At 72.9% G+C, this 18,447-nt stretch carries 17 protein-coding genes and 1 pseudogene; 7 read left to right on the forward strand and 11 right to left on the reverse strand.

The features are described from left to right. Positions 1–921, reverse strand: a complete 921-nt coding sequence (locus ACFWUZ_RS06385) for an SDR family oxidoreductase (RefSeq protein ID WP_384367954.1) — start codon at positions 919–921, stop codon at positions 1–3. Positions 922–1,029: 108 nt separating this feature from the next. Between ACFWUZ_RS06385 and ACFWUZ_RS06390 the strand changes: the two genes are divergently transcribed. Together ACFWUZ_RS06390 and ACFWUZ_RS06395 are read left to right on the forward strand one after the other, a co-directional pair. Further along, complete coding sequence (locus tag ACFWUZ_RS06390) at positions 1,030–1,956, forward strand: cyclase family protein (RefSeq protein WP_384367957.1); 927 nt, start codon at positions 1,030–1,032, stop codon at positions 1,954–1,956. 124 nt (positions 1,957–2,080) lie between these two features. Next, a pseudogene (locus ACFWUZ_RS06395) lies at positions 2,081–2,311 on the forward strand (hypothetical protein); the annotation flags it as partial. Positions 2,312–2,552: 241 nt separating this feature from the next. Here ACFWUZ_RS06395 and ACFWUZ_RS06400 read toward each other — a convergent pair. The 4 genes from ACFWUZ_RS06400 to ACFWUZ_RS06415 form a co-directional block, all read right to left on the reverse strand. Continuing rightward, complete coding sequence (locus ACFWUZ_RS06400; RefSeq protein ID WP_384367960.1) at positions 2,553–3,017, reverse strand: ATP-binding protein; 465 nt, start codon at positions 3,015–3,017, stop codon at positions 2,553–2,555. A 366-nt stretch (positions 3,018–3,383) separates the two neighbouring features. Further along, positions 3,384–4,295, reverse strand: a complete 912-nt coding sequence (locus ACFWUZ_RS06405) for an acyl-CoA dehydrogenase family protein (protein ID WP_384367963.1) — start codon at positions 4,293–4,295, stop codon at positions 3,384–3,386. A gap of 5 nt (positions 4,296–4,300) precedes the next feature. Then, on the reverse strand, positions 4,301–5,464 hold the full coding sequence (locus ACFWUZ_RS06410) for an acyl-CoA dehydrogenase family protein (protein ID WP_384367966.1): 1,164 nt from the start codon (positions 5,462–5,464) through the stop codon (positions 4,301–4,303). After that, positions 5,464–6,678 carry an amidohydrolase family protein gene (locus ACFWUZ_RS06415; RefSeq protein ID WP_384367969.1) on the reverse strand — a complete coding sequence of 405 codons (1,215 nt, stop codon included), beginning with the start codon at positions 6,676–6,678 and terminating at the stop codon, positions 5,464–5,466. Before ACFWUZ_RS06415 ends, ACFWUZ_RS06410 begins: the two co-directional genes overlap by 1 nt. Positions 6,679–6,812: 134 nt before the next feature. Between ACFWUZ_RS06415 and ACFWUZ_RS06420 the strand changes: the two genes are divergently transcribed. Beyond that, a complete protein-coding gene (locus ACFWUZ_RS06420) occupies positions 6,813–8,387 on the forward strand; it encodes a class I adenylate-forming enzyme family protein (protein ID WP_384367973.1) in 1,575 nt (524 codons plus the stop codon). Positions 8,388–8,501: 114 nt separating this feature from the next. Here ACFWUZ_RS06420 and ACFWUZ_RS06425 read toward each other — a convergent pair whose 3' ends face one another. Further along, entirely contained in the window at positions 8,502–9,020 is a 519-nt protein-coding gene (locus ACFWUZ_RS06425) for an EF-hand domain-containing protein (protein ID WP_384367976.1), read from the reverse strand. 301 nt (positions 9,021–9,321) lie between these two features. Between ACFWUZ_RS06425 and ACFWUZ_RS06430 the strand changes: the two genes are divergently transcribed. Both ACFWUZ_RS06430 and ACFWUZ_RS06435 read left to right on the forward strand, forming a co-directional pair. Then, on the forward strand, positions 9,322–9,900 hold the full coding sequence (locus ACFWUZ_RS06430; protein ID WP_384367979.1) for a sigma-70 family RNA polymerase sigma factor: 579 nt from the start codon (positions 9,322–9,324) through the stop codon (positions 9,898–9,900). Further along, the gene (locus ACFWUZ_RS06435) at positions 9,897–11,150 is read left to right on the forward strand and encodes a maleylpyruvate isomerase N-terminal domain-containing protein (protein WP_384367982.1); all 1,254 of its coding nucleotides are present in this window, start codon (positions 9,897–9,899) and stop codon (positions 11,148–11,150) included. The genes ACFWUZ_RS06430 and ACFWUZ_RS06435 overlap by 4 nt, the downstream gene beginning before the upstream one ends. Positions 11,151–11,269: 119 nt before the next feature. Here ACFWUZ_RS06435 and purU read toward each other — a convergent pair whose 3' ends face one another. Both purU and ACFWUZ_RS06445 read right to left on the reverse strand, forming a co-directional pair. Next, entirely contained in the window at positions 11,270–12,142 is an 873-nt protein-coding gene (purU, locus tag ACFWUZ_RS06440) for a formyltetrahydrofolate deformylase (RefSeq protein ID WP_384367985.1), read from the reverse strand. Positions 12,143–12,156: 14 nt separating this feature from the next. Further along, entirely contained in the window at positions 12,157–12,603 is a 447-nt protein-coding gene (locus ACFWUZ_RS06445) for a hypothetical protein (protein ID WP_384368095.1), read from the reverse strand. A 196-nt stretch (positions 12,604–12,799) separates the two neighbouring features. On the opposite strand from ACFWUZ_RS06445, the gene ACFWUZ_RS06450 reads away from it, so the two are divergent. Then, positions 12,800–14,101, forward strand: a complete 1,302-nt coding sequence (locus ACFWUZ_RS06450; protein ID WP_384367988.1) for an ABC transporter substrate-binding protein — start codon at positions 12,800–12,802, stop codon at positions 14,099–14,101. 37 nt (positions 14,102–14,138) lie between these two features. Here the strand turns inward: ACFWUZ_RS06450 and ACFWUZ_RS06455 are convergent, their stop codons facing one another. The 3 genes from ACFWUZ_RS06455 to ACFWUZ_RS06465 all read right to left on the reverse strand — a co-directional run bounded on the left by ACFWUZ_RS06455 (position 14,139) and on the right by ACFWUZ_RS06465 (position 17,543). After that, positions 14,139–14,432 (reverse strand): hypothetical protein, encoded by a 294-nt coding sequence (locus ACFWUZ_RS06455; protein ID WP_384367991.1) that lies wholly within the window; start codon positions 14,430–14,432, stop codon positions 14,139–14,141. 82 nt (positions 14,433–14,514) lie between these two features. After that, a complete protein-coding gene (locus ACFWUZ_RS06460; protein WP_384367994.1) occupies positions 14,515–15,942 on the reverse strand; it encodes a hypothetical protein in 1,428 nt (475 codons plus the stop codon). 218 nt (positions 15,943–16,160) lie between these two features. Then, positions 16,161–17,543 (reverse strand): transcriptional regulator, encoded by a 1,383-nt coding sequence (locus ACFWUZ_RS06465; RefSeq protein WP_384367996.1) that lies wholly within the window; start codon positions 17,541–17,543, stop codon positions 16,161–16,163. A gap of 216 nt (positions 17,544–17,759) precedes the next feature. On the opposite strand from ACFWUZ_RS06465, the gene ACFWUZ_RS06470 reads away from it, so the two are divergent. Further along, positions 17,760–18,446: a bifunctional DNA primase/polymerase gene (locus ACFWUZ_RS06470; protein ID WP_384367999.1), complete on the forward strand. Its 687-nt coding sequence runs from the start codon at positions 17,760–17,762 to the stop codon at positions 18,444–18,446. The last annotated feature ends 1 nt before the right edge of the window (position 18,447 follow it).

Consider the following 18,447-nt stretch of genomic DNA (forward strand, 5'->3'; position numbering starts at 1 on the left):
TCACGCGTTGGGGCGGTCCTTGGCCGCGGCCGCCTTGGCGATGGCCTCCAGCTGCGCCAGCATCGGCATCGGGTCGGTGCCGACCGTGCCGGGCAGGAAGTCGGCGATCTTCTCGGGCGTCCAGGAGCCCTCGGCGTACCCGGCGCGCAGCTCGCGCGGCTGGGCCCAGACGGCGATCTTCGGCCCGGCGATCGTGTAGACCTGGCCGGTGATCTTCTCGCCGCCGACGGCCACGGCCTTGTCGCTGAGCAGGTAGGTCACCAGCGCCGCGACGTCCTCGGGTTCGCCGATCTCCTTGAGCTCCATGGGCACGTTCGCGGACATGCGGGTGCGGGCGACCGGTGCCACGGCGTTGGCCGTGACCCCGTACTTGGCGAGCCCGAGCGCGGCGGACCGGACGAGGGAGATGATCCCGCCCTTGGCCGCGCTGTAGTTGGCCTGGGCGACCGAGCCCTGGTGGTTGCCGCTGGTGAAGCCGATCAGCGTGCCGCTCCCCTGCCGCCGCATGACGGCGGAGGCGGCGCGGAAAACGGTGAAGGTGCCCTTGAGGTGCGTGGCGACGACGGGGTCCCACTCCTCCTCGGACATGTTGAACAGCATCCGCTCGCGCAGGATGCCGGCCACGCACACGACCCCGTCGATGCGCCCGTACCGGGCGAGGGCGGTGTCGACGATGCGCTGGCCGCCCGCCATGGTGGAGATGTCGTCCGCGACGGCAACGGCCTCCCCGCCCGCGGCGGTGATCTCCTTCGTCACGGCCTCGGCGATCTCGCTGGTGGGCTGCGCGCCCTCGATCCCGACGCCGTAGTCGTTGACGACGACCTTGGCACCCTCGGCGGCCGCGGCGAGTGCCACGGCCCGCCCGATGCCCCGGCCGGCGCCGGTGACGGCGACGACCTTGCCTGCCAAGAAGTTCCCCACGTCCGGCCCCTTCCCGCGTTTTCTGACGGACCGTTAGATTCTATGGCCAGTCAGATACGCCTGCACAAGCCCTAGTTGCGCCCCCCTTCCCGAGGAGCTGATGGAGCCATGGCCCTGCCCGAGGAGTTCCACGACATCGCCAAGCGCGTCAACAACTGGGGGCGCTGGGGCGCCGACGACGAGATCGGCACCCTGAACCTGATCACCGACGAGGTCGTACGGGCAGCCGCGCGCGAGGTCCGGACCGGCCGCCGGATCCCCCTCGCCCTGCCCCTGAAGGAGGACGGCGTACAGGCGGGCCTGATCCCCGGGCGGATCAACCCGCTGCACACGATGGTGCAGATCAACCAGGAGCTCTTCGGGCCGGGCACGGTGGCCTGCAGCGACGACGCGGTGACCATGGGCCTCCAGTCGGGCACCCACTGGGACGCGCTCACCCACGTCTCGCACTCGGGGCGGATCTACAACGGCCGCCCGGCCTCCTCGATCACCGCGCACGCCCGGGCCGAGTACAGCGGCATCGACAAGGCCGGCCACATCGTCTCGCGCGGGGTGCTGCTCGACGTGGCCCGCGCCAAGGGCCTGGACCGGCTGGCGGGCGGCCACGCGGTGACCCCGGAAGACCTCGCCGAGGCCGAGGAGTTCGGCGGGGTGACGGTCGGGCCCGGCGACATCGTCCTGGTCCGCACGGGGCAGGTCCAGGTCTACCTCGCGGGTGACAAGCACGGTTACGGCTTCCCGTCCCCCGGCCTGTCCGTGCGCACCCCCCAGTGGTTCCACGCCCGGGACGTCGCGGCGGTCGCCAACGACACCCTCACCTTCGAGATCTTCCCGCCGGAGATCGAGAACCTGTGGCTGCCGGTGCACGCGCTCGACCTGGTCGAGATGGGCATGCACCAGGGCCAGAACTGGAATCTCGAGAAGTTGTCCACAGCCTGTGCAGAAGAGCGCCGCTACTCCTTCCTGCTCTCCGCCATGCCGGAGCCCTTCGTAGGCGCGGTGGGCACCCCGGTGGCGCCGGTGGCCCTGCTCTGACCCGTCCGCGGGACCGGCGACGGGCCGCGGGCGGGGCGGAAACGGACGGGGACGGGGCCTGGCCGGCTTCCTGACCGTCGCCCTGGTCGCGGGCGCCATCTACGGCGTCTCCCAGTGGCTGGGCAACCTCTCGGACGAGCACCCCGGCGACGCGGGCGCCGGCGGCGGTCAGCTGGTGCAGGGCGACTGCGTCACCGACCAGGCCCAGGAAGTCCCCTGCGCCACGGGCGGCTCGGCCAAGGTCCTCGGCCTGGTCAAGACGGAGGCCGAGTGCCCGGCCGGCACCCTCGAACCCATGCAGCTGACCATGTCCGTGGGCCGCCCCTACGACGTGATCTGCACCGGCAAGGCGTAACCCCGCCGACGCCGACCTCCCCACCGGGCCCCGCACCGAAGGGCCCGCAGCCGCTCCGCGCCCCATGGCGGCCCCTCGCCGAAGAACATGCGGGTGGCGGCGGCGCGGGTGCACGCCCCGAGCGCGGCACCGCAGCCGCCACCCCGCGACCCGCACTCGTCAAGGCAGGCCCTTGGCGTCCCCTCGCGTCGAATCGCTCCACACCAGGGTGATCACTACGTGACGGATCGTCAACACCTCGTTAGAGGTACACGCGCGGTTCCCGCCCGGGGGTGTGAATCCGCGACGGGCCGTCCGAGGCGCAGTCGCCCGCCGTCTTCTCCGCTCGGTCGACCTCGCACCAGATCCGTTTGCCCGCGCCCTCGCGCTGCCAGCCCCAGCGGTCCGCGAGGCCGTCCACCAGCTCCAGGCCCCGGCCGCCCGTGTCGTCCCCGGCGGCCTGGCGGCGGGCCGGCGCCCGGTCGCTCGTGTCGGCGACCTCGACCCGGACGCCCGGCTCACCGAAGAGCATCCGCAGGACGGCCGGACAGCCCGTGTGCACGACGGCGTTCGTGACCAGCTCGGAGATCAGCAGGATCAGCGTCTCGGCGAGCGGTTCGTCGTCCCCTATCCCGGAACCCGCCAGCCGGGACCGTGCCCACCGGCGGGCACGGCCGACCTCGGCGGGGTCGGGTCCTACCTCCAGCTGAACCTGAAGCACCTGCACCGCTCACACCATCCGAACCGGCGGACACTTCGCCTCGCGACAGGATGGGATCACCCAGTGTGATCCCCTTGCGGAGCAGCATGGTTGACATACAGTCACGGCAACAAGCGCTTCGGGCATATTCCCGCGCGAAGGACTGGGCGTGGTGCATACTGTGCGACGCCTGCGCCGCTCAACCGCTCGCATTCGTGGGAGCGTACCGGAGCAGGCCCCCGCCTCCGGTCCGTAATGCGGCGGGGGAAGGACACGAACCGATATCAACTCTCTGTAATCGGACGTGCGTCCCGGTCCGTCCCTCCCGTACCCTCCTGTGCGCTCCCGTCACAGCGCGCTACGGCGCCGGCCCGGCCGGCCCCTACGCCCCCGCTACCCCCGCGCCGCCCCCTCCACCTCCCCGAGCAGCTCCTGCGCCAGCAGCTCCTCCGCCTCCGCCCCGGTCCGCCACTGCTCGGCCCGCACCCAGGCCCTTTTGAGGTGCAGGTGCACATCGGCCTCCCAGGTGAAGCCCATGCCGCCGTGCACCTGGAGGCAGTCCCGGGCGTTGCGCACCGCCGCCCCGTCCGCCAGCAGCTTCGCCCCGGCCGCCTCGCCCGCGTCGCCCGTCACCGCCGCCGCGTAGACCGCGGTACGGGCCACCTCCGCGCGGACCAGCATCTCCGCGCACAGGTGCTTGACCGCCTGGAAGGCTCCGATCGGCTGCCCGAACTGCTCCCGCCCCGACGCGTACCGCACCGCCAGCTCGACCGTGCGCAGCGCGCTGCCGAGCTGGAGAGCGGCCGTCAGCAGCGCCCCGGTGTCGCGGTGCGCCGCGCAGTCCCCGTACGGGGCCACCCGGTGCAGCGGTGTCAGCGGGTCCGCGGAGCGCACCGGCTCCCCGCGCGGGACCGCGCCGGCCCCCAGGACGGCGTCCGCCTCCCCGAGGTACGCCACCAGCGGGCCCCCGAGGTCGAAGGCCGTCACCACGGCCGTCCCCTCCGCGGCCCCCGGCACCGCCCCGGCGGCCAGGTGCGTGGCGACCAGCGGCCCCGGCAGCAGGGCCCGCCCGGCCTCCTCGAAGACGAGCACGGCCTCCGGCAGGCCGAGCCCGACGCCCCCGGCGGCCTCGGGCAGCCGGAGCGAGAAGAAGCCCGCCTCGCCCAGCTCGCGCCACAGCGCCCGGTCGACGACGGGCCCGCCGTCCACCGCCCCCCGCAGGGCCTCGCGCCCGTACCGGCCCGCCAGCAGGTCCCGTACGCCCGCCCGCAGATCCCGCTGCTCCTCGGTCAGCTGGAAGTGCATGGCCCTCACCGGCCCTTCGGGAGGCCGAGGATCCGCTCGGCGACGATGTTCCGCTGGATCTGCGAGGTGCCTGCCGCGATGGTGTAGGAGAGCGAGGAGAGGCGGTCCAGCGCCCACTCCTCCTCCAGCGAGAGGGAGGCGGCCCCCAGGACCTCCGCCGCCGCTTCGTACAGCTCCTGCCGGGCGTGGGAGTACGCCAGCTTGAAGACGGAGCCGCCGATGCCGGGGACCCCGCCGCAACCCTGCGACTCGCTCACGTTCCACTGCGTCAGGCGCCACAGCGCGCCGAACTCCCCGTACAGCCGCCCGAGCCGGCGCCGCAGGACCGGGTCGTCCCAGCGTCCGTTCGCCTTCGCCCGGCGGGCGAGTCCGCCCAGGGTGCGGCGGCAGGCGACGACCTCGCCGACGAAGGCGGTGCCCCGCTCGAAGGACAGGGTCACCATGGTGACGCGCCAGCCGTCGTTCTCCCCCCCGACCCGGTTGGCGACCGGGACCCGGACCTCGTCGAGGAACATCTCCGCGAACTCGGTGGAGCCGGCGAGCGTGCGCAGCGGCCGGACCGTCACCCCGGGCGCGTCCATCGGCATGGCCAGCCAGGAGATCCCGCGGTGCTTGGGGACCTCCGGGCCGGCGGGTGCGGTCCGCACCAGCAGCTCGCACCAGTCGGCGACCTCCGCGTGCGAGGTCCAGATCTTCGATCCGGTGACCACGTACGCGTCGCCGTCGCGGACGGCGCGGGTGCGCAGCGAGGCCAGGTCGGAGCCCGCGTCCGGTTCGCTGAAGCCCTGGCACCACACCTCGTCGCCCCGCAGGACCGGCGGCAGCCAGCGCGCCCGCTGCTCCGCCGTCCCCTCGGCGGCGACGGTGGGGCCGGCGTGCAGGAGTCCGACGAAGTTCGCGCCGACGTACGGGGCCCCCGCGCGCTCGGTCTCCTCCAGGTAGATCAGGTGCTGGGTCGGGGTGGCCCCCCGCCCGCCCGCGTCGACGGGCCAGTGCAGGCCCGCGTACCCGGCGTCGTACAGGCGGCGCTGCCAGCCGAGGTCGTAGGACCGCCGCCCCGGCCAGTCGTCCGGGGAGGGCCGGGCGGGCAGCTCGGGCAGCACCTCGGCGAGCCAGGCCCGCAGCCGGGCCCGGAAGTCCTGTTCCTCCTCGGTGTAGGTCAGGTCCATCAGCGGCCCTGGACCCGGTCCCGGTCGAGGGGCAGGCCGAGCATGCGGATGGCGTTGCCGCGCATCAGCTTGTAGACCGTCTCGTCGTCGAGGCCCTTGACGTGGTCCAGGGCGACCTCCTTGGTGTGCGGGAAGGTCGAGTCCACGTGCGGGTAGTCCGTCTCGAAGGTGGCGTTGTCCCGGCCCACCACGTCGAGCGAGGCGATCCCGTGCTTGTCGCGGAAGAAGCAGCAGAACATCTGCCGGTAGTAGTACGTGGACGGCGGCTCGGGGATCAGGTCGCGGACGCCGCCCCAGGCGCGGTGCTCCTGCCAGACGTCGTCGGCGCGCTCCAGGGCGTACGGGATCCAGCCCATCTGGCCTTCGCTGTAGGCCAGCTTGAGCGTCGGGAACTTCACCAGCACCCCGCTGAACAGGAAGTCCATCATCGAGGCCATGGCGTTGTTGAAGCTGAGCGAGGCCTGCACGGCGGGCGGCGCGTCGGGGGAGGCGGCGGGCATCTGGGAGCTGGACCCGATGTGCATGTTGACGACCGTGCCGGTCTCCTGGCAGACGGCGAAGAAGGGGTCCCAGTAGCCGGAGTGGATCGAGGGAAGTCCGAGGCAGGTCGGGATCTCGGAGAAGGTGACCGCGCGGACCCCGCGGGCCGCGTTGCGCCGGATCTCGGCGACGGCCAGGTCGATGTCCCACAGCGGGATGATGCACAGCGGGATGAGCCGGCCGCCGCTGTCGCCGCACCACTCCTCGACCATCCAGTCGTTGTAGGCGCGCACGCAGGCGAGGGCCACCTCCTTGTCGTGGGCCTCGGCGAAGGTCTGCCCGCAGAAGCGCGGGAAGGTCGGGAAGCACAGGGAGGCCTCGACGTGGTTGAGGTCCATGTCGAGGAGGCGCGCCTTGGGGTCCCAGCAGCCGCGGCGCATCTCCTCGCGGGTGATGCCCTCCAGGGTCATGTCGTCGCGGTCGAAGCCGACGGCGGCGATGTTGCGCTTGTACGGGAACTTCAGGTCCTCGTAGATCCACCAGTCGGTCGGCGGGCCGTCGGGGTCCATGGAGATGACGTACTTGCCCCCGGTGTACTCCAGCTCGCCGATGCCCGCGGTCAGGGCCCTGGGACCGCGGTCGCGGTATTTGGCGGGCAGCCAGACGTCGAAGAGGTGGGCGGGTTCGATCACGTGGTCGTCGACGCTGATGATCCGAGGCAATTCCAGTTCCATGACCGTCTCCTCTTATCTGATGGATCGTCAGAAACAAGCTAGCCCCGCCGCCTCTGGACCGGCAAGCGTCGGCGCCCTACGCTCTCCGCTTGATCTGACTATCCGTCAGCACATCGGCCAAGGGGAGGTCCGGGATGACGGACACGGACACCGCGACAGAACTGAGCCGGTCCGCGACCCTGTGGGAGCTGATCGCCCGCAGGGCCGCGCTGACCCCCGGCACGACCGTCCTCATCGAGGCCTCCGAGAAGCCCTCGGCGGACCCGGCGGCGGACCGCCGCCTGACCTTCGGGGAGCTGCACGACCGCGCCGAACGCGTCGCCGCCGGCCTGTACGCCCGGGGCGTCCGCCCGGGCACGGTCGTCGCCTGGCAGCTCCCCACCCGCATCGAGACCGTGCTGCTCTCGGCCGCCCTGGCCCGCATCGGCGCCGTCCAGTCCCCCGTCATCCCCTTCTACCGGGACCGGGAGGTCGGCTTCGCGCTCCGCGAGTCCAAGGCGGAGTTCTTCGCCGTACCGGGCGTCTGGCGCGGATTCGACCACACCGCGATGGCCGCCCGCCTCGGCGCGCGCGGCGTCTTCGAGGCCTACGAGGACCTGCCCGAGGGCGACCCCACGACCCTCCCGCCGCCCCCGGCCGACGGCACGGACGTCCGGTGGATCTACTGGACCTCCGGCACGACCTCCGACCCCAAGGGCGTCCTGCACACCGACCGGTCGCTGATCGCGGGCGGCTCCTGCCTGGCCCACGCCCTGCAGCTCACCCCGGACGACGTCGGCTCGATGGCCTTCCCCTTCGCGCACATAGCGGGGCCCGACTACACCGTGATGCTGCTGCTCCACGGCTTCCCCGCCGTCCTCTTCGAGAAGTTCGCGATGCCGGACGCGCTGGACGGGTACCGCCGCCACGGGGTCACGGTCGCCGGCGGCTCCACCGCCTTCTACTCGATGTTCCTGGCCGAGCAGCGCAAGGATCCGGGCGTCCCGATCATCCCCACGCTGCGGCTGCTCGCGGGCGGCGGCGCCCCCAAACCGCCGGAGATCTACCACGCGGTCGTCCGCGAGCTGGGGTGCCAGCTGACCCACGGCTACGGCATGACCGAGGTCCCGATGATCACCATGGGCGCCCCGGACGACACCGCGGAACACCTGGCGACCACCGAGGGACGCCCGCCGGCCGGCATGTCCATCCGGATCACCGCCCCCGACGGCACCCCCCTGCCCCCGGACACCGACGGGGAGGTCCGGCTGCGGGGCGAGGCCGTCTGCCGGGGCTACCTGAACCGGGAGCCGTCCACCGAGGTCTTCGACGCCGACGGCTACCTGATCACCGGCGACCTCGGCCACCTGACGCGGAACGGGTACCTGGTCCTCACCGGACGCAGCAAGGACGTCATCATCCGCAAGGGCGAGAACATCTCCGCGAAGGAGATCGAGGACCTCCTCCACCAGCTCCCGGGCATCGCCGACGTGGCCGTCATCGGCCTCCCCGACACGGACCGCGGCGAGCGCGTCTGCGCCGTCGTCGAACAGCCCCCGGGAGCGGCCCCCCTGACCCTGCCCCAGGTGACCGCACACCTCCGCGCCCAGGGCCTGGCCACCCACAAGCTCCCGGAGCAACTGGAGCTCCTGGAGTCGCTCCCCCGCAACGAGGCCCTGCGCAAGGTCCTGAAGTACCAGCTGCGCGACCGCTACGCCGACCGCTCCTAGCCGCCGTCGGGGAAGGGGGGCACGGCCGCCCGTACGGGGTCCTTCCGGTCAGGCCGGAGAGGAGCGGGGCCGCCGGGCCACGCTCCTCTCAGCAGCGCGCCGCGGGCGGACGCGCTACGCGTCGGGGGCCTCCACCCCGCAGTAGCCCGCGAAGGCCGCCAGGATCTCCTCCTCCGAGATCCGGCCGTCGCCGTCGGTGTCCAGCGCCGCCGCCACCCGGTTGGCCAGCTCGGGCGCCGTGCCCAGGACCCGCAGCACCCGCGCGGTCGCCGGCGGCGTCGCGCCGGCGCCCTCCTCGTCCGCCACCGCGATCACGGCCCGCAGGAACGGCCGCGCGATCTCCGCGAACCGGTCCGGGTTGTCCCTGAGCCGCTTCGCCGCCCCGGTGATGAACTCCTCGCGGGACACCCGCTGGTCCCCGTCGACGTCCGCGATCCCGGCCATCCCCTGCCAGAACGCCTCGGCGCCCGCGAAGACGGCCTGGCCCTTGTCCGACCGGGCGGCGGTCCCGAATTCGGCCAGGACCGCCTTCGCGGCCGTGCTGAAGTCCTCCCGGTCGATATAGCCGGACCCGTCCTGGTCGAAGGTGGCGAATCGGGCGGCGATCTTGCGCTCGTATTCTGCGCTGTCCATATTCGGCGTTCCGCCTTCACATGTGCGGTGGGTTCAGTTCAAGACAAGGCAGGAGCGTACGGCCTTCGTGGCCTGCGCGTTAAGCGAAGCGGTCAAGGAGGTGGCCGCATCGAACCCGCGCACGGGGAGCGCGACGGGGCGCGCACACCTGTACCCATGTACCGGCGGCCGCACCACCGTTCACGCCCTGCCACGCTCCTACCACGCAGCGCACCTTTCCTGGACGAGCTTCTCCCAAAACGGGCGCGTTCCCCCATGTGCCCATTACATTCGACGAGTCGACACACGGCTGGGGGCACTGATGCCGAAGGACGTACCACCGCGCTGGGACCGCCGCATGCAGCAGCGGCTCGCCCGTGGCGAGGCCGCCGCGCTCGGGGAGCTGTACGACCGCTTCGCCTCGCTCGTGCACAGCCTGGCGCACCGCGTGCTGGGGGACGAGAAGGCCGCGGACCGGATCACCCGTGAAGTCTTCGGCTACATCTGGGAGAACCCGGACGCCTACGACCCCAAGCAGGGCTCCCTGCGCTCCTGGGTCGCCCGCATCACCCAGGGCCAGGCCGTCGCCCGGCTGCGCCAGGCCGAACTGGGCCGGGGATCGCGCGAGGAGCTGGAGCAGAAGGTGCGCAGCGCCAACGCCGCCGCCCGGGCGGACTACATCGTCACGTCCATGCCCGCCCCGCTGCGCGCCGCCCTCGAACTCGCCTACTTCAAGCGGCGCGACTACCGGCAGGCCGCCGCCGACCTGCAGATCAGCGAGGACGAGGCGCGCCGCCGGCTGCGGCTCGGCCTTCAGCTCCTGTCGACCGCCAACGCCCTCCCCCAGGAGGACACCGCCCGGCCCGGACACGGCCCTCGCGAATCTGGAACGCCCCGATGAACGGCCCCGCCCAGTCGCCCGACGACGGATACGAGCGTCCCGGCGGCCCGGCGCGCATACCGGCCCCGCGCCGGGCCGCCGACAACCTGGACCCGCAGCACGCCCCGCGGCTCCTGCCGGACCCGGACCGGGAACCGGAACCCGCGCCGCCGCCCTCGCACGCCGTCCTGAAGTCCCTGCTCGGCGCATGGGCGCTGGCCGCGTGCTCCCCCGAGGAGACGCAGGCCGTGGAGGACCACCTCACCGAGTGCGCGCCCTGCGCGGAGGAGGCGCTGCGGCTGCGCGACGCGGTCGGCCTGCTGCACCCGGAGGAGACCCTCGACCTCAAGCCGCTGCTGCGGTCGCGGGTGCTGGAGGACTGCCTGGGCAAGCGTCCGGCCCGCATCCCGGTGCCCGCCTGGGCGAACCCGTACGACACCGAGACCGCACGGCTCGACGCGCTGCTCCAGGACTTCGGGGACTCGGAGTGGCACACCCCGGTCCGCCTGAAGTGGTTCGAGGAGGAGCGGCGCCAGTCGCAGCGGACCACGGTGGCGGGGGTGATCGGGCACCTGCTGACGGTGGACGGGCTGGTCGCGACCGCGCTCGGCCTGGACGACCCGCTGGGCCCGGACGCGCCGTCCACCGGTCCGGCCGCGCGGACGGAGCACTTCTGGAACGCGTCCGCGTACCCGCCCACCCGGCAGGTCCGCGAGCCGTGGCGGGAGCAGGGCCACACCCTGGTGCGGACGGTGTCCTTCGCCGGCCGGGGCGTCGCGGAGCTCGCCGTGGACTACGGGAACTTCGCGCTGCCGCTCGGCGACGCGTTCCTGGAGCGTGCCTTCGAGTGCTGGGTGCACGCCTGGGACATCGCGGAGGCGGTGGACTACCCGTACGAGCCCCCGTCCGGCCCCCACCTGCACGGGATGATCGACCTGGCGGCCCGGCTCCTGCCGAGCGCCCTGGCCCAGCGCCGCCGCTCGGGTCTGGCGGCCCCGGCGCGCGGCCTGGTCGCGGCGGGCGCCCCCGGCCGGACCCTGCACCTGGAGATCGAGGGCGCGGGTGGCGGAGGCTGGGACATCGCCCTGGACTCCCCGGCGGCGAAGCCGTCGCCGGAGCGGACGGTCGCCGAGATCGCCCTGGACGGCCTGGAGTTCTGCCAGCTGGCCGCCGGACACATCTCCCCGGAGGAAGCCGCCGTAGGCCAGCACGGCGACCGCGAAGCCATCCGCGACGTCCTCTTCGCAGCAGCCTCCCTCAGCCACCTGTAGACCCCGCCGCCGATCGAGGCGCGGCGCCCGGCGCCGCACCTGCCCGCCCGGGCGCAACAACCGCCAGGCCCGGGCAGGGCGGGCCGGGCAGGGCCGAGGCCCACCCACCCCCGGAGGGATCAGGCGAAGACCACGGTCCGCGACCCGTTCAACAGCACCCGGTGCTCGCTGTGCCACTTCACGGCCCGCGCCAGCGCCTGGCATTCCACGTCGCGCCCGATCGCCACCAACTGGTCCGGGGTCACCCCATGCCCGACCCGCTCGACCTCCTGCTCGATGATCGGCCCCTCGTCGAGGTCCGCCGTCACGTAGTGCGCGGTCGCACCGATCAGCTTCACCCCGCGGGCATGCGCCTGGTGGTACGGCTTCGCACCCTTGAAGCTCGGCAGGAAGGAGTGGTGGATGTTGATGATCCGCCCGCTCAGTTCCTTGCACAGGGTGTCCGACAGGACCTGCATGTACCGGGCGAGCACCACCAGCTCGACGTTCTCGGCGCGCACGAGCTCCAGCAGCTGGGCCTCCGCCGCGGCCTTCGTGTCCTTCGTCACCGGGATGTGCACGAACGGGATGTCGTACGAACCCACCAGCTCGGCGAAGTCGGTGTGGTTGGAGACCACGGCCGCGATCTCGACGGGCAGGGCCCCGATCCGCGACCGGAACAGCAGGTCGTTCAGGCAGTGGCCGAACTTCGACACCATGAGCACGATGCGCATGCGCTCGTCGGAGCGGTGGATCTGCCAGTCCATCTTGAAGGAGTCGCCGATCGCGGCGAAGCTCGCGCGCAGCTTCTCCAGCGTCACGGCCGGCTCGGCCTCGAAGTGCACCCGCATGAAGAAGAGTCCGGTCTCCCGGTCTCCGAACTGCTGGCTGTCCACGATGTTGCAGCCGGTCATGAAGAGGTAACTCGACACGGCGTGCACGATGCCCTGTTTGTCGGGGCAGGACACGGTAAGGACGTACTGCGGCTGGGCCTCGGGATGCGGGTCGCTCATGACCGCATAGCCTTTCACACCGCGCGGGTCAGGATCCTCAGTACTTCCAGGGACCGCGGCCGGACGTCCGGATCCTCCCCGTCGGCCACCGCCAGCCGTACGTGCGCCTCGCGCGCCGCGCGTACCGCCTCGGGCCACGCGTGGTGCTCCAGGTAGGCGGAGACGGGGGCGTCCGGGCCGACCTGGTGCAGGATCCGCAGGACCCGGAGCACGGCGAGGTCGACCAGGGCCGCCTCCTGCGAATCGCGGAAGATCGTGCCGACGTACTTCTCGGCCGACCAGCTGTCGAGCCAGGTGTCCTCGACGAGCCGGTACACGGCGTCGGTGACGTCCCCGTACCCCTCGGCGCCGGCCAGCCAGGTGTCCTCGTGGAAGGCCGGATCGGAGAGCATGTGCAGCGCCGAGCGCACGTTGCTGCGCCAGCGCCACCACGGCATGTCGTTCAGGGGCATGCCGCCCATGGTGGAGGAGCGGCCGCCGCGGCGGGAAGAGTTCTTCGAACCTTGGGCGAATGTCACGCTTTCGATCGTACGTTCCCGTAATCCACGATCTTGAGGCGCCCGGACCCGGAGGCGCCCCCGCAATTCACCTGGGTGTCACCCGGTGTTGTGCCCCTCTCACACCTGAGTTACCTCCGGAGCGGAATGGTGCATGGACATGACCATCTCGCGCCGCGCAGCATCCCTCTCCCGCACCCTTGTGGCCACGGCGACGGGTGCGTGTCTCCTCGCAGGGTGCGGGGCGCTCCCGGGCGACTCGGGGGGCTCCGGGGGCACCATCACCGTCATGACCTTCGCGCCGGAGGAGACCAAGGCGACCAACATGCCCGGTATGCCCGGCATGGCCAAGGCCTACGAACGGTGGGTCAACTCCAGGGGCGGCATCAACGGCCACAAGCTGCGCGTGCTGACCTGCAACGAGAAGAACACCCCGACCGGCGCCGCCGACTGCGCGCGCAAGGCGATCGCCGAGAAGGCCGTCGCGGTCGTCGGCTCCTACAGCCAGCACGGCCGCGCCTTCATGGCCCCCCTGGAGGCGGAGGGCATCCCCTTCATCGGCGGCTACGGGGTCTCCTCCGAGGAGTTCCAGTCGACGCTCTCCTACCCCGTCAACGGCGGCCAGCCCGTCCTCCTCGCGGGCGCCGGGCACCAGCTGGGCAAGGCCTGCAACCAGGTGGCCCTGGTCCGCCCGGACACCCTCGCGGGCGACTCCCTGCCGGTCCTGCTCAACGCGGGGCTGAAGGCCAACAGGACGGTCGAGGCCAGCGACATCCGGGCCGCCGAGGACTCGGCGGACTTCTCGCCGCAGGCCCGCGAGGCCCTCGCCGCCGCCTCCGCCCCGAAGGACGGCAGGGATCCCAAGGACGCCAAGGAGCGCGGCTGCGTGACCGCGGTGCTGGGCGAGCGCACCGAAACCTTCTTCGACGCCTTCCGCCGGGTCGACACCCAGCGCAAGAACCCGCAGATCTCCTCCGTCCTGGGCAGCGTCAGCCAGTCCCTGGTCGACCGCACCGGCGGCCGGGAGAGCCCCTTCGAGGGCGCGTACCTGACCAGCTGGTACCCGGTCTCCTCCGACCCGCTGTGGGAGCCGATGCGCAAGGTCATCGCCGAGCACGCCTTCGGTGACGACAGTGTCGACCCGGACGACAGCGGGGCGCAGACCACCTGGATCGCCTACACCGTCCTGAGCGAGGTCGTGAAGCGCTTCAAGGCCGACGAGGACATCACCGCCCGGAAGGTCGGCCGCATGCTCAACCGGTCCGAGGCGGTCACCACCGGCGGCCTCACCCCGGACCTGGCATGGCGCTACCAGGACATGCGTGCCGTGGCCGGCTTCCCCCGCATCGTCAACGGCCGGGTCACCTTCCAGATCGTCCAGTCCGGCCGCCTCGTGGCCCAGCCCGGCGAGCAGTCCCTGGACATGACCCCGACCCTGGAACAGGCTCCCCGCGCCGCCTGACGCCGCAGGCCCCGCCGAGGCCCGGCCCCGGGGGTCATTAGATCCCGGGCGGCCGCTGGTGGGCGCCGGGCACCTCGGTGCCGTCGGGGAAGGTGACCGTCGCGAAGCAGGAGGCGGCCCAGACCTCGATGCGGCCGGGCTCGTGCGCGACCTCGAAGGGCCGGTCGCCCCAGGTGCCGTACGAGGTGACGACGAAGGCCTCGCCGGGCCGCAGCCAGTAGTTGTCGACCAGCATCGGTACGGGGTTCCCGAGCTTCCGGATGCCCTCCAGGCTGAAGTCGCCGCCGACGGCGGCCATGTTCGTGCTCAGGGTCGCCGTGACCGCTGCCACCGTCAGCGGCTCCGCCTCCGCACCCGCCCCCGACGGGGGCGCTGCGGCCCGCCGAACAGCTGGCGCCACAGGGATATCCGGCTCACAGCTGGGCCTTGTCGCGCTTGGTGAGGCCGTACTTGGCGGCGATGGTGTTCCACAGGCCCGCCGCCGACTCCTTGGCCTTGGTCGCCTCGCCGCTCGCCTTGTTCCCCGCGGCGGCGTTGTCGGTGGACCTGGCCTTGCCGTCCTTGCAGCCCTTGTCGTCGTCCACGTCCTCGGCCCAGGCCGCGTAACTGGTGTCGGCGTCCGCGGAGGACTTCCAGGCCTTGGTCAGCGAGGCGGACAGCCTGGCGTGGTCGGGGAGCTTGTCCAGCTTCAGCTCCTGGAGCCGGGTCACGAGCTCCTCGCGCTGGCGCGCCGCGGCCCGCAGGTCGCCGGCCGCCCCGTCGAGGTTCTTGCAGCTCTTGATGTCCTCGACGGCCTTGATCACCGAGGCCCGGCTGTCGTTGCTGTCCGCGAGGAGCTTGTCCAGCTGGACGGCCTGCGGACGGCCCGGGTCGACGGGGGCCTCGCCCCCGGGCGCCGCGGAGCCGCTGCCGGTCGGCGCGGGTACGGAGGACACCGCGCCCGGGTCGTTGTTCTGCGGCTTGCCGTCACCGAGCAGCGAACCGACACCGAGCCCGACGACGGCCAGCCCGATGACGACCGCGGCGACGACAGCGGGCGACACCTTGCGCGGGGCCTCCGGCGGCGGAGGCGCGAACTGCGGACGCGGCTGCGGGGGATGCGGATGCTGCGGATGCGGGTGCTGCCCGTACTGCGGGTGCTGCTGCGGTGCGGGGCGCTGGGCGCGCGGCGGACGGGGCCGCGGCGGAGGCTGCCGCAGCACCGGCTCCTGGACCGGCGGCAGCTGCTGCGTGTGCCCGGCGGCACCGTCGTCGGTCCCGCCGGAGCTGCGGAAGAGCCCGTCGAACTCGGCCGCCGGAACGGGCGGGATGTACCGCGTCGCCGCCTCGTCCTGAGCCTGAGCCGCGGGAACGGGCGGGATGTACTGCGTCGCCGCCTCACCCTGAACCGGAGCCGCCGGAACCGGCGGGATGTACTGCGTCGCCGCCTCACCCTGAACCGGACCCGCCGGAACCGGCGGGATGTACTGCGTCGCCGCCTCACCCTGAACCGGAGCCGCCGGAACGGGCGGGATGTACTGCGTCACGGCCTCGGGGAGCGGCGGGTACCCGTACCCGTGCGGGTCCCCCGGCCCCTCGTAGCCCGGCCCCACCACGTGCCCGGGCGCGGCCTGCGCCGGCGGGTACTCGTACGCGGGGCCCCCTTGTGCCTGCGGGTAGCCGTACGCGGGCCCGGCCTGCTCCGGCTGCCCCGGGTAGCCGTACGCCTGCTGACCCTGCTGACCCTGCTGCGCGGGGTGTTCCGGGTATCCGGACGCCGTCTCCGGCTGCGCCGGGTAGGCCGGGTCCGGACCCCACGGGGCCCCCGGCTGGGGGGCACCCCCCTGTCCGTTCTCCGTCACCGGGACTCCCTCTCCGATTTGCCCGAACCTACGGAACCGTCGGCTCACGCTACCCGGTCACCCGCCACCCCCGTCAGCCCCACCCACCAGGCCCCCTCGCACCGGGCCCCTCCAGCCACACCCGGGGAGTTGGATCGCCGCCACCGCACACCCCCGGCCGATTGCGCGGAGACCCGGCGGGGGGACACCCCCGCAGCACCCGGAGCCCGCGGCAGGCGTCAGGCGGCCCGTGCCTCCAGCCGCGCCCCGAACTCCCGTACCGCCGCCTCCTCCCGGTAGGGCTCCAGCCGCAGCCGGAAGTCCGCCAGGTACTCCGAGCCCCGGTCCGAGCGGAGCCCCTCCAGCAGGTCCGCCGCCTGCGCCGCCGTGTGGCAGGCCTGTTCCACCTCCCGCTGCTGGACCTGGGCCGCCGCCAGCAGCAGCAGCCCGATGGCCCGGCGGCGCGCCTTGCCCGCCGGAAGGCCCCGCAGGGCCTCCTGCGCGCGGTCGGCCGCCTCCCGCGCCTGCCCCAGGTCCCGGTGGCAGTGGGCCAGTTCGTCCGCCAGGTACGCCTCGCCGAAGTGCCGGATCCACACCGGGTCGTCGCCCGACTCCGGCTCCGCCCGCTCCAGCGCGGTCACCGCCCGCGAGGACAGCACCGCCGCGGCCCGGGAGTCGCCGAGCAGCGCGTGCCCGCGCGCCTCGGCGGCGTAGAACATGGCTTCCACCCGCGGGGTGACCTTCCCTCGGGTGCCCTCCTGAGCGGCCCGCGCCAGCTGCGCGATCTCCCGCGGGTTGCCCAGCTCGGCGGCGAGGTGGCTCATGGACGCCGCGAGCACGTAGCCCCCGTACGCCCGGTCCCCCGCGGCCTGCGCGAGGCGCAGCGCCTGGATGTAGTACCGCTGGGCCAGCCCCGGCTGGCCGGTGTCCACGGCCATGTACCCGGCGAGTTCGGTGAGCCGGGCCACGGCCGCGAACAGCGCCCGGCCCACCGGCTCCCGGTAGGAGCCGCCGATCAGCCCGGACACCACGGAGTTGAGGTAGTGGACCACGACGGGGCGCACGTGCCCGCTGCCGAAGCGGTGGTCGAGTTCGGTGAGGGCCTCCGTCGTCGCCCGTACCGCCTCCACGTCGGACATGCCGACGCGGGAGCCGCCGTTGCGGGCCACCTGCGCGTCGGCCCCGGTGATCAGCCAGTCGCGGCTCGGTTCGACCAGTGCCGAGGCGGCCACGCTGGAGCCGGCCAGGAAGTCGCGGCGGCCGACGTCGCTGCGCCACAGCTCGCAGACCTGCTCGATGGCGCCGATCACGGTCGGGGAGAACTGCAGCCCGACTCCGGAGGCCAGGTTCTTGCCGTTGGCCATGCCGATCTCGTCGATGGTGACGGTCCGGCCGAGTTTGCGCCCGAGCGCCTCGGCGATGATGCCGGGTGCCCGGCCGCGCGGCTGCTGCCCGCGCAGCCAGCGGGCCACGGAGGTCTTGTCGTAGCGCAGGTCGAGACCGTGCTCGGCCCCGCACATGTTGACCCGCCGGGCGAGCCCGGCGTTCGAGCACCCGGCTTCCTGGATGAGCGCCTGCAGCCGTTCGTTCGGCTGGCGGGCGACGAGAGGCCTGGCTGCCATGAAAACCCCCTGCTGACCGCGGGTGATCCGTTGGAATGATCACTTCCCGCCTGATGTGCGGAGAATCTTCCGCTCTGCGTCTTGTCGTTACCCAACGACCGCGCTCCGGGCTCCTACGCGCCCCCGCACGTGCATCCGTGCGCCCCGCATGCAGGATCGATGCTCCTTCCACCGGCCGGTTTACGCCCGTAACCCCGGGTGACCCGGGCAGTTGTGATGGGCGTGGAAGAGACCATCGGAGTCACGGAGACCGCACCCATCCCCAAGCAGCGCGGCGAGCAGCTGCTGGACCATGCCGTGCGGTACACGGAAGAACGGCACTGGGACGTCTTCGCCGGCACCTGGCTGGAGGTGGCGGACGGGCGCGAGCTGTGCTCCTGCGGGGCGGCGGACTGCGCGGCGCCGGGCGCCCACCCGGCCGTCAAGGACTGGGCCACGCACGCCACCGGCAGCGCGGTGCAGGTCCGCCGGGTGTGGGCGAAGCACCCGGAGGCCTCCATCCTGATGCCGACGGGCCGCACCTTCGACGCGCTGGACCTCCCGGACTCCGCGGGATTCCTGGCCCTGGCCCGGCTGGAGCGCATGCAGCGCACCATCGGGCCGGTGGCCCTCACCCCCGATCACCGGATGCTGTTCTTCGTCCTGCCGGGTGCCGGGGCGAAGATGCCCGAGCTGGTGCGCAAGCTCGGCTGGTCCCCGTCCGCGATCGACCTCGCCGCGCGCGGCGAGGGGGAGTACGTGGCCGCCCCGCCCACCCGTTTCGGCGGCCGCGGATCGGTCCAGTGGGCGCGGCGGCCCACGCCGGCGAACCGGTGGCTGCCGGACACGGAGGAGCTGATCGACGCGATCGCGTACGCGTGCGGGCGGGAGGCGGCGGCGGCCCGGACCCGCAAGGGGCTGTGAC

It is taken from the genome of Streptomyces sp. NPDC058646 (genome assembly GCF_042716875.1).
Lineage (GTDB): Bacteria > Actinomycetota > Actinomycetes > Streptomycetales > Streptomycetaceae > Streptomyces.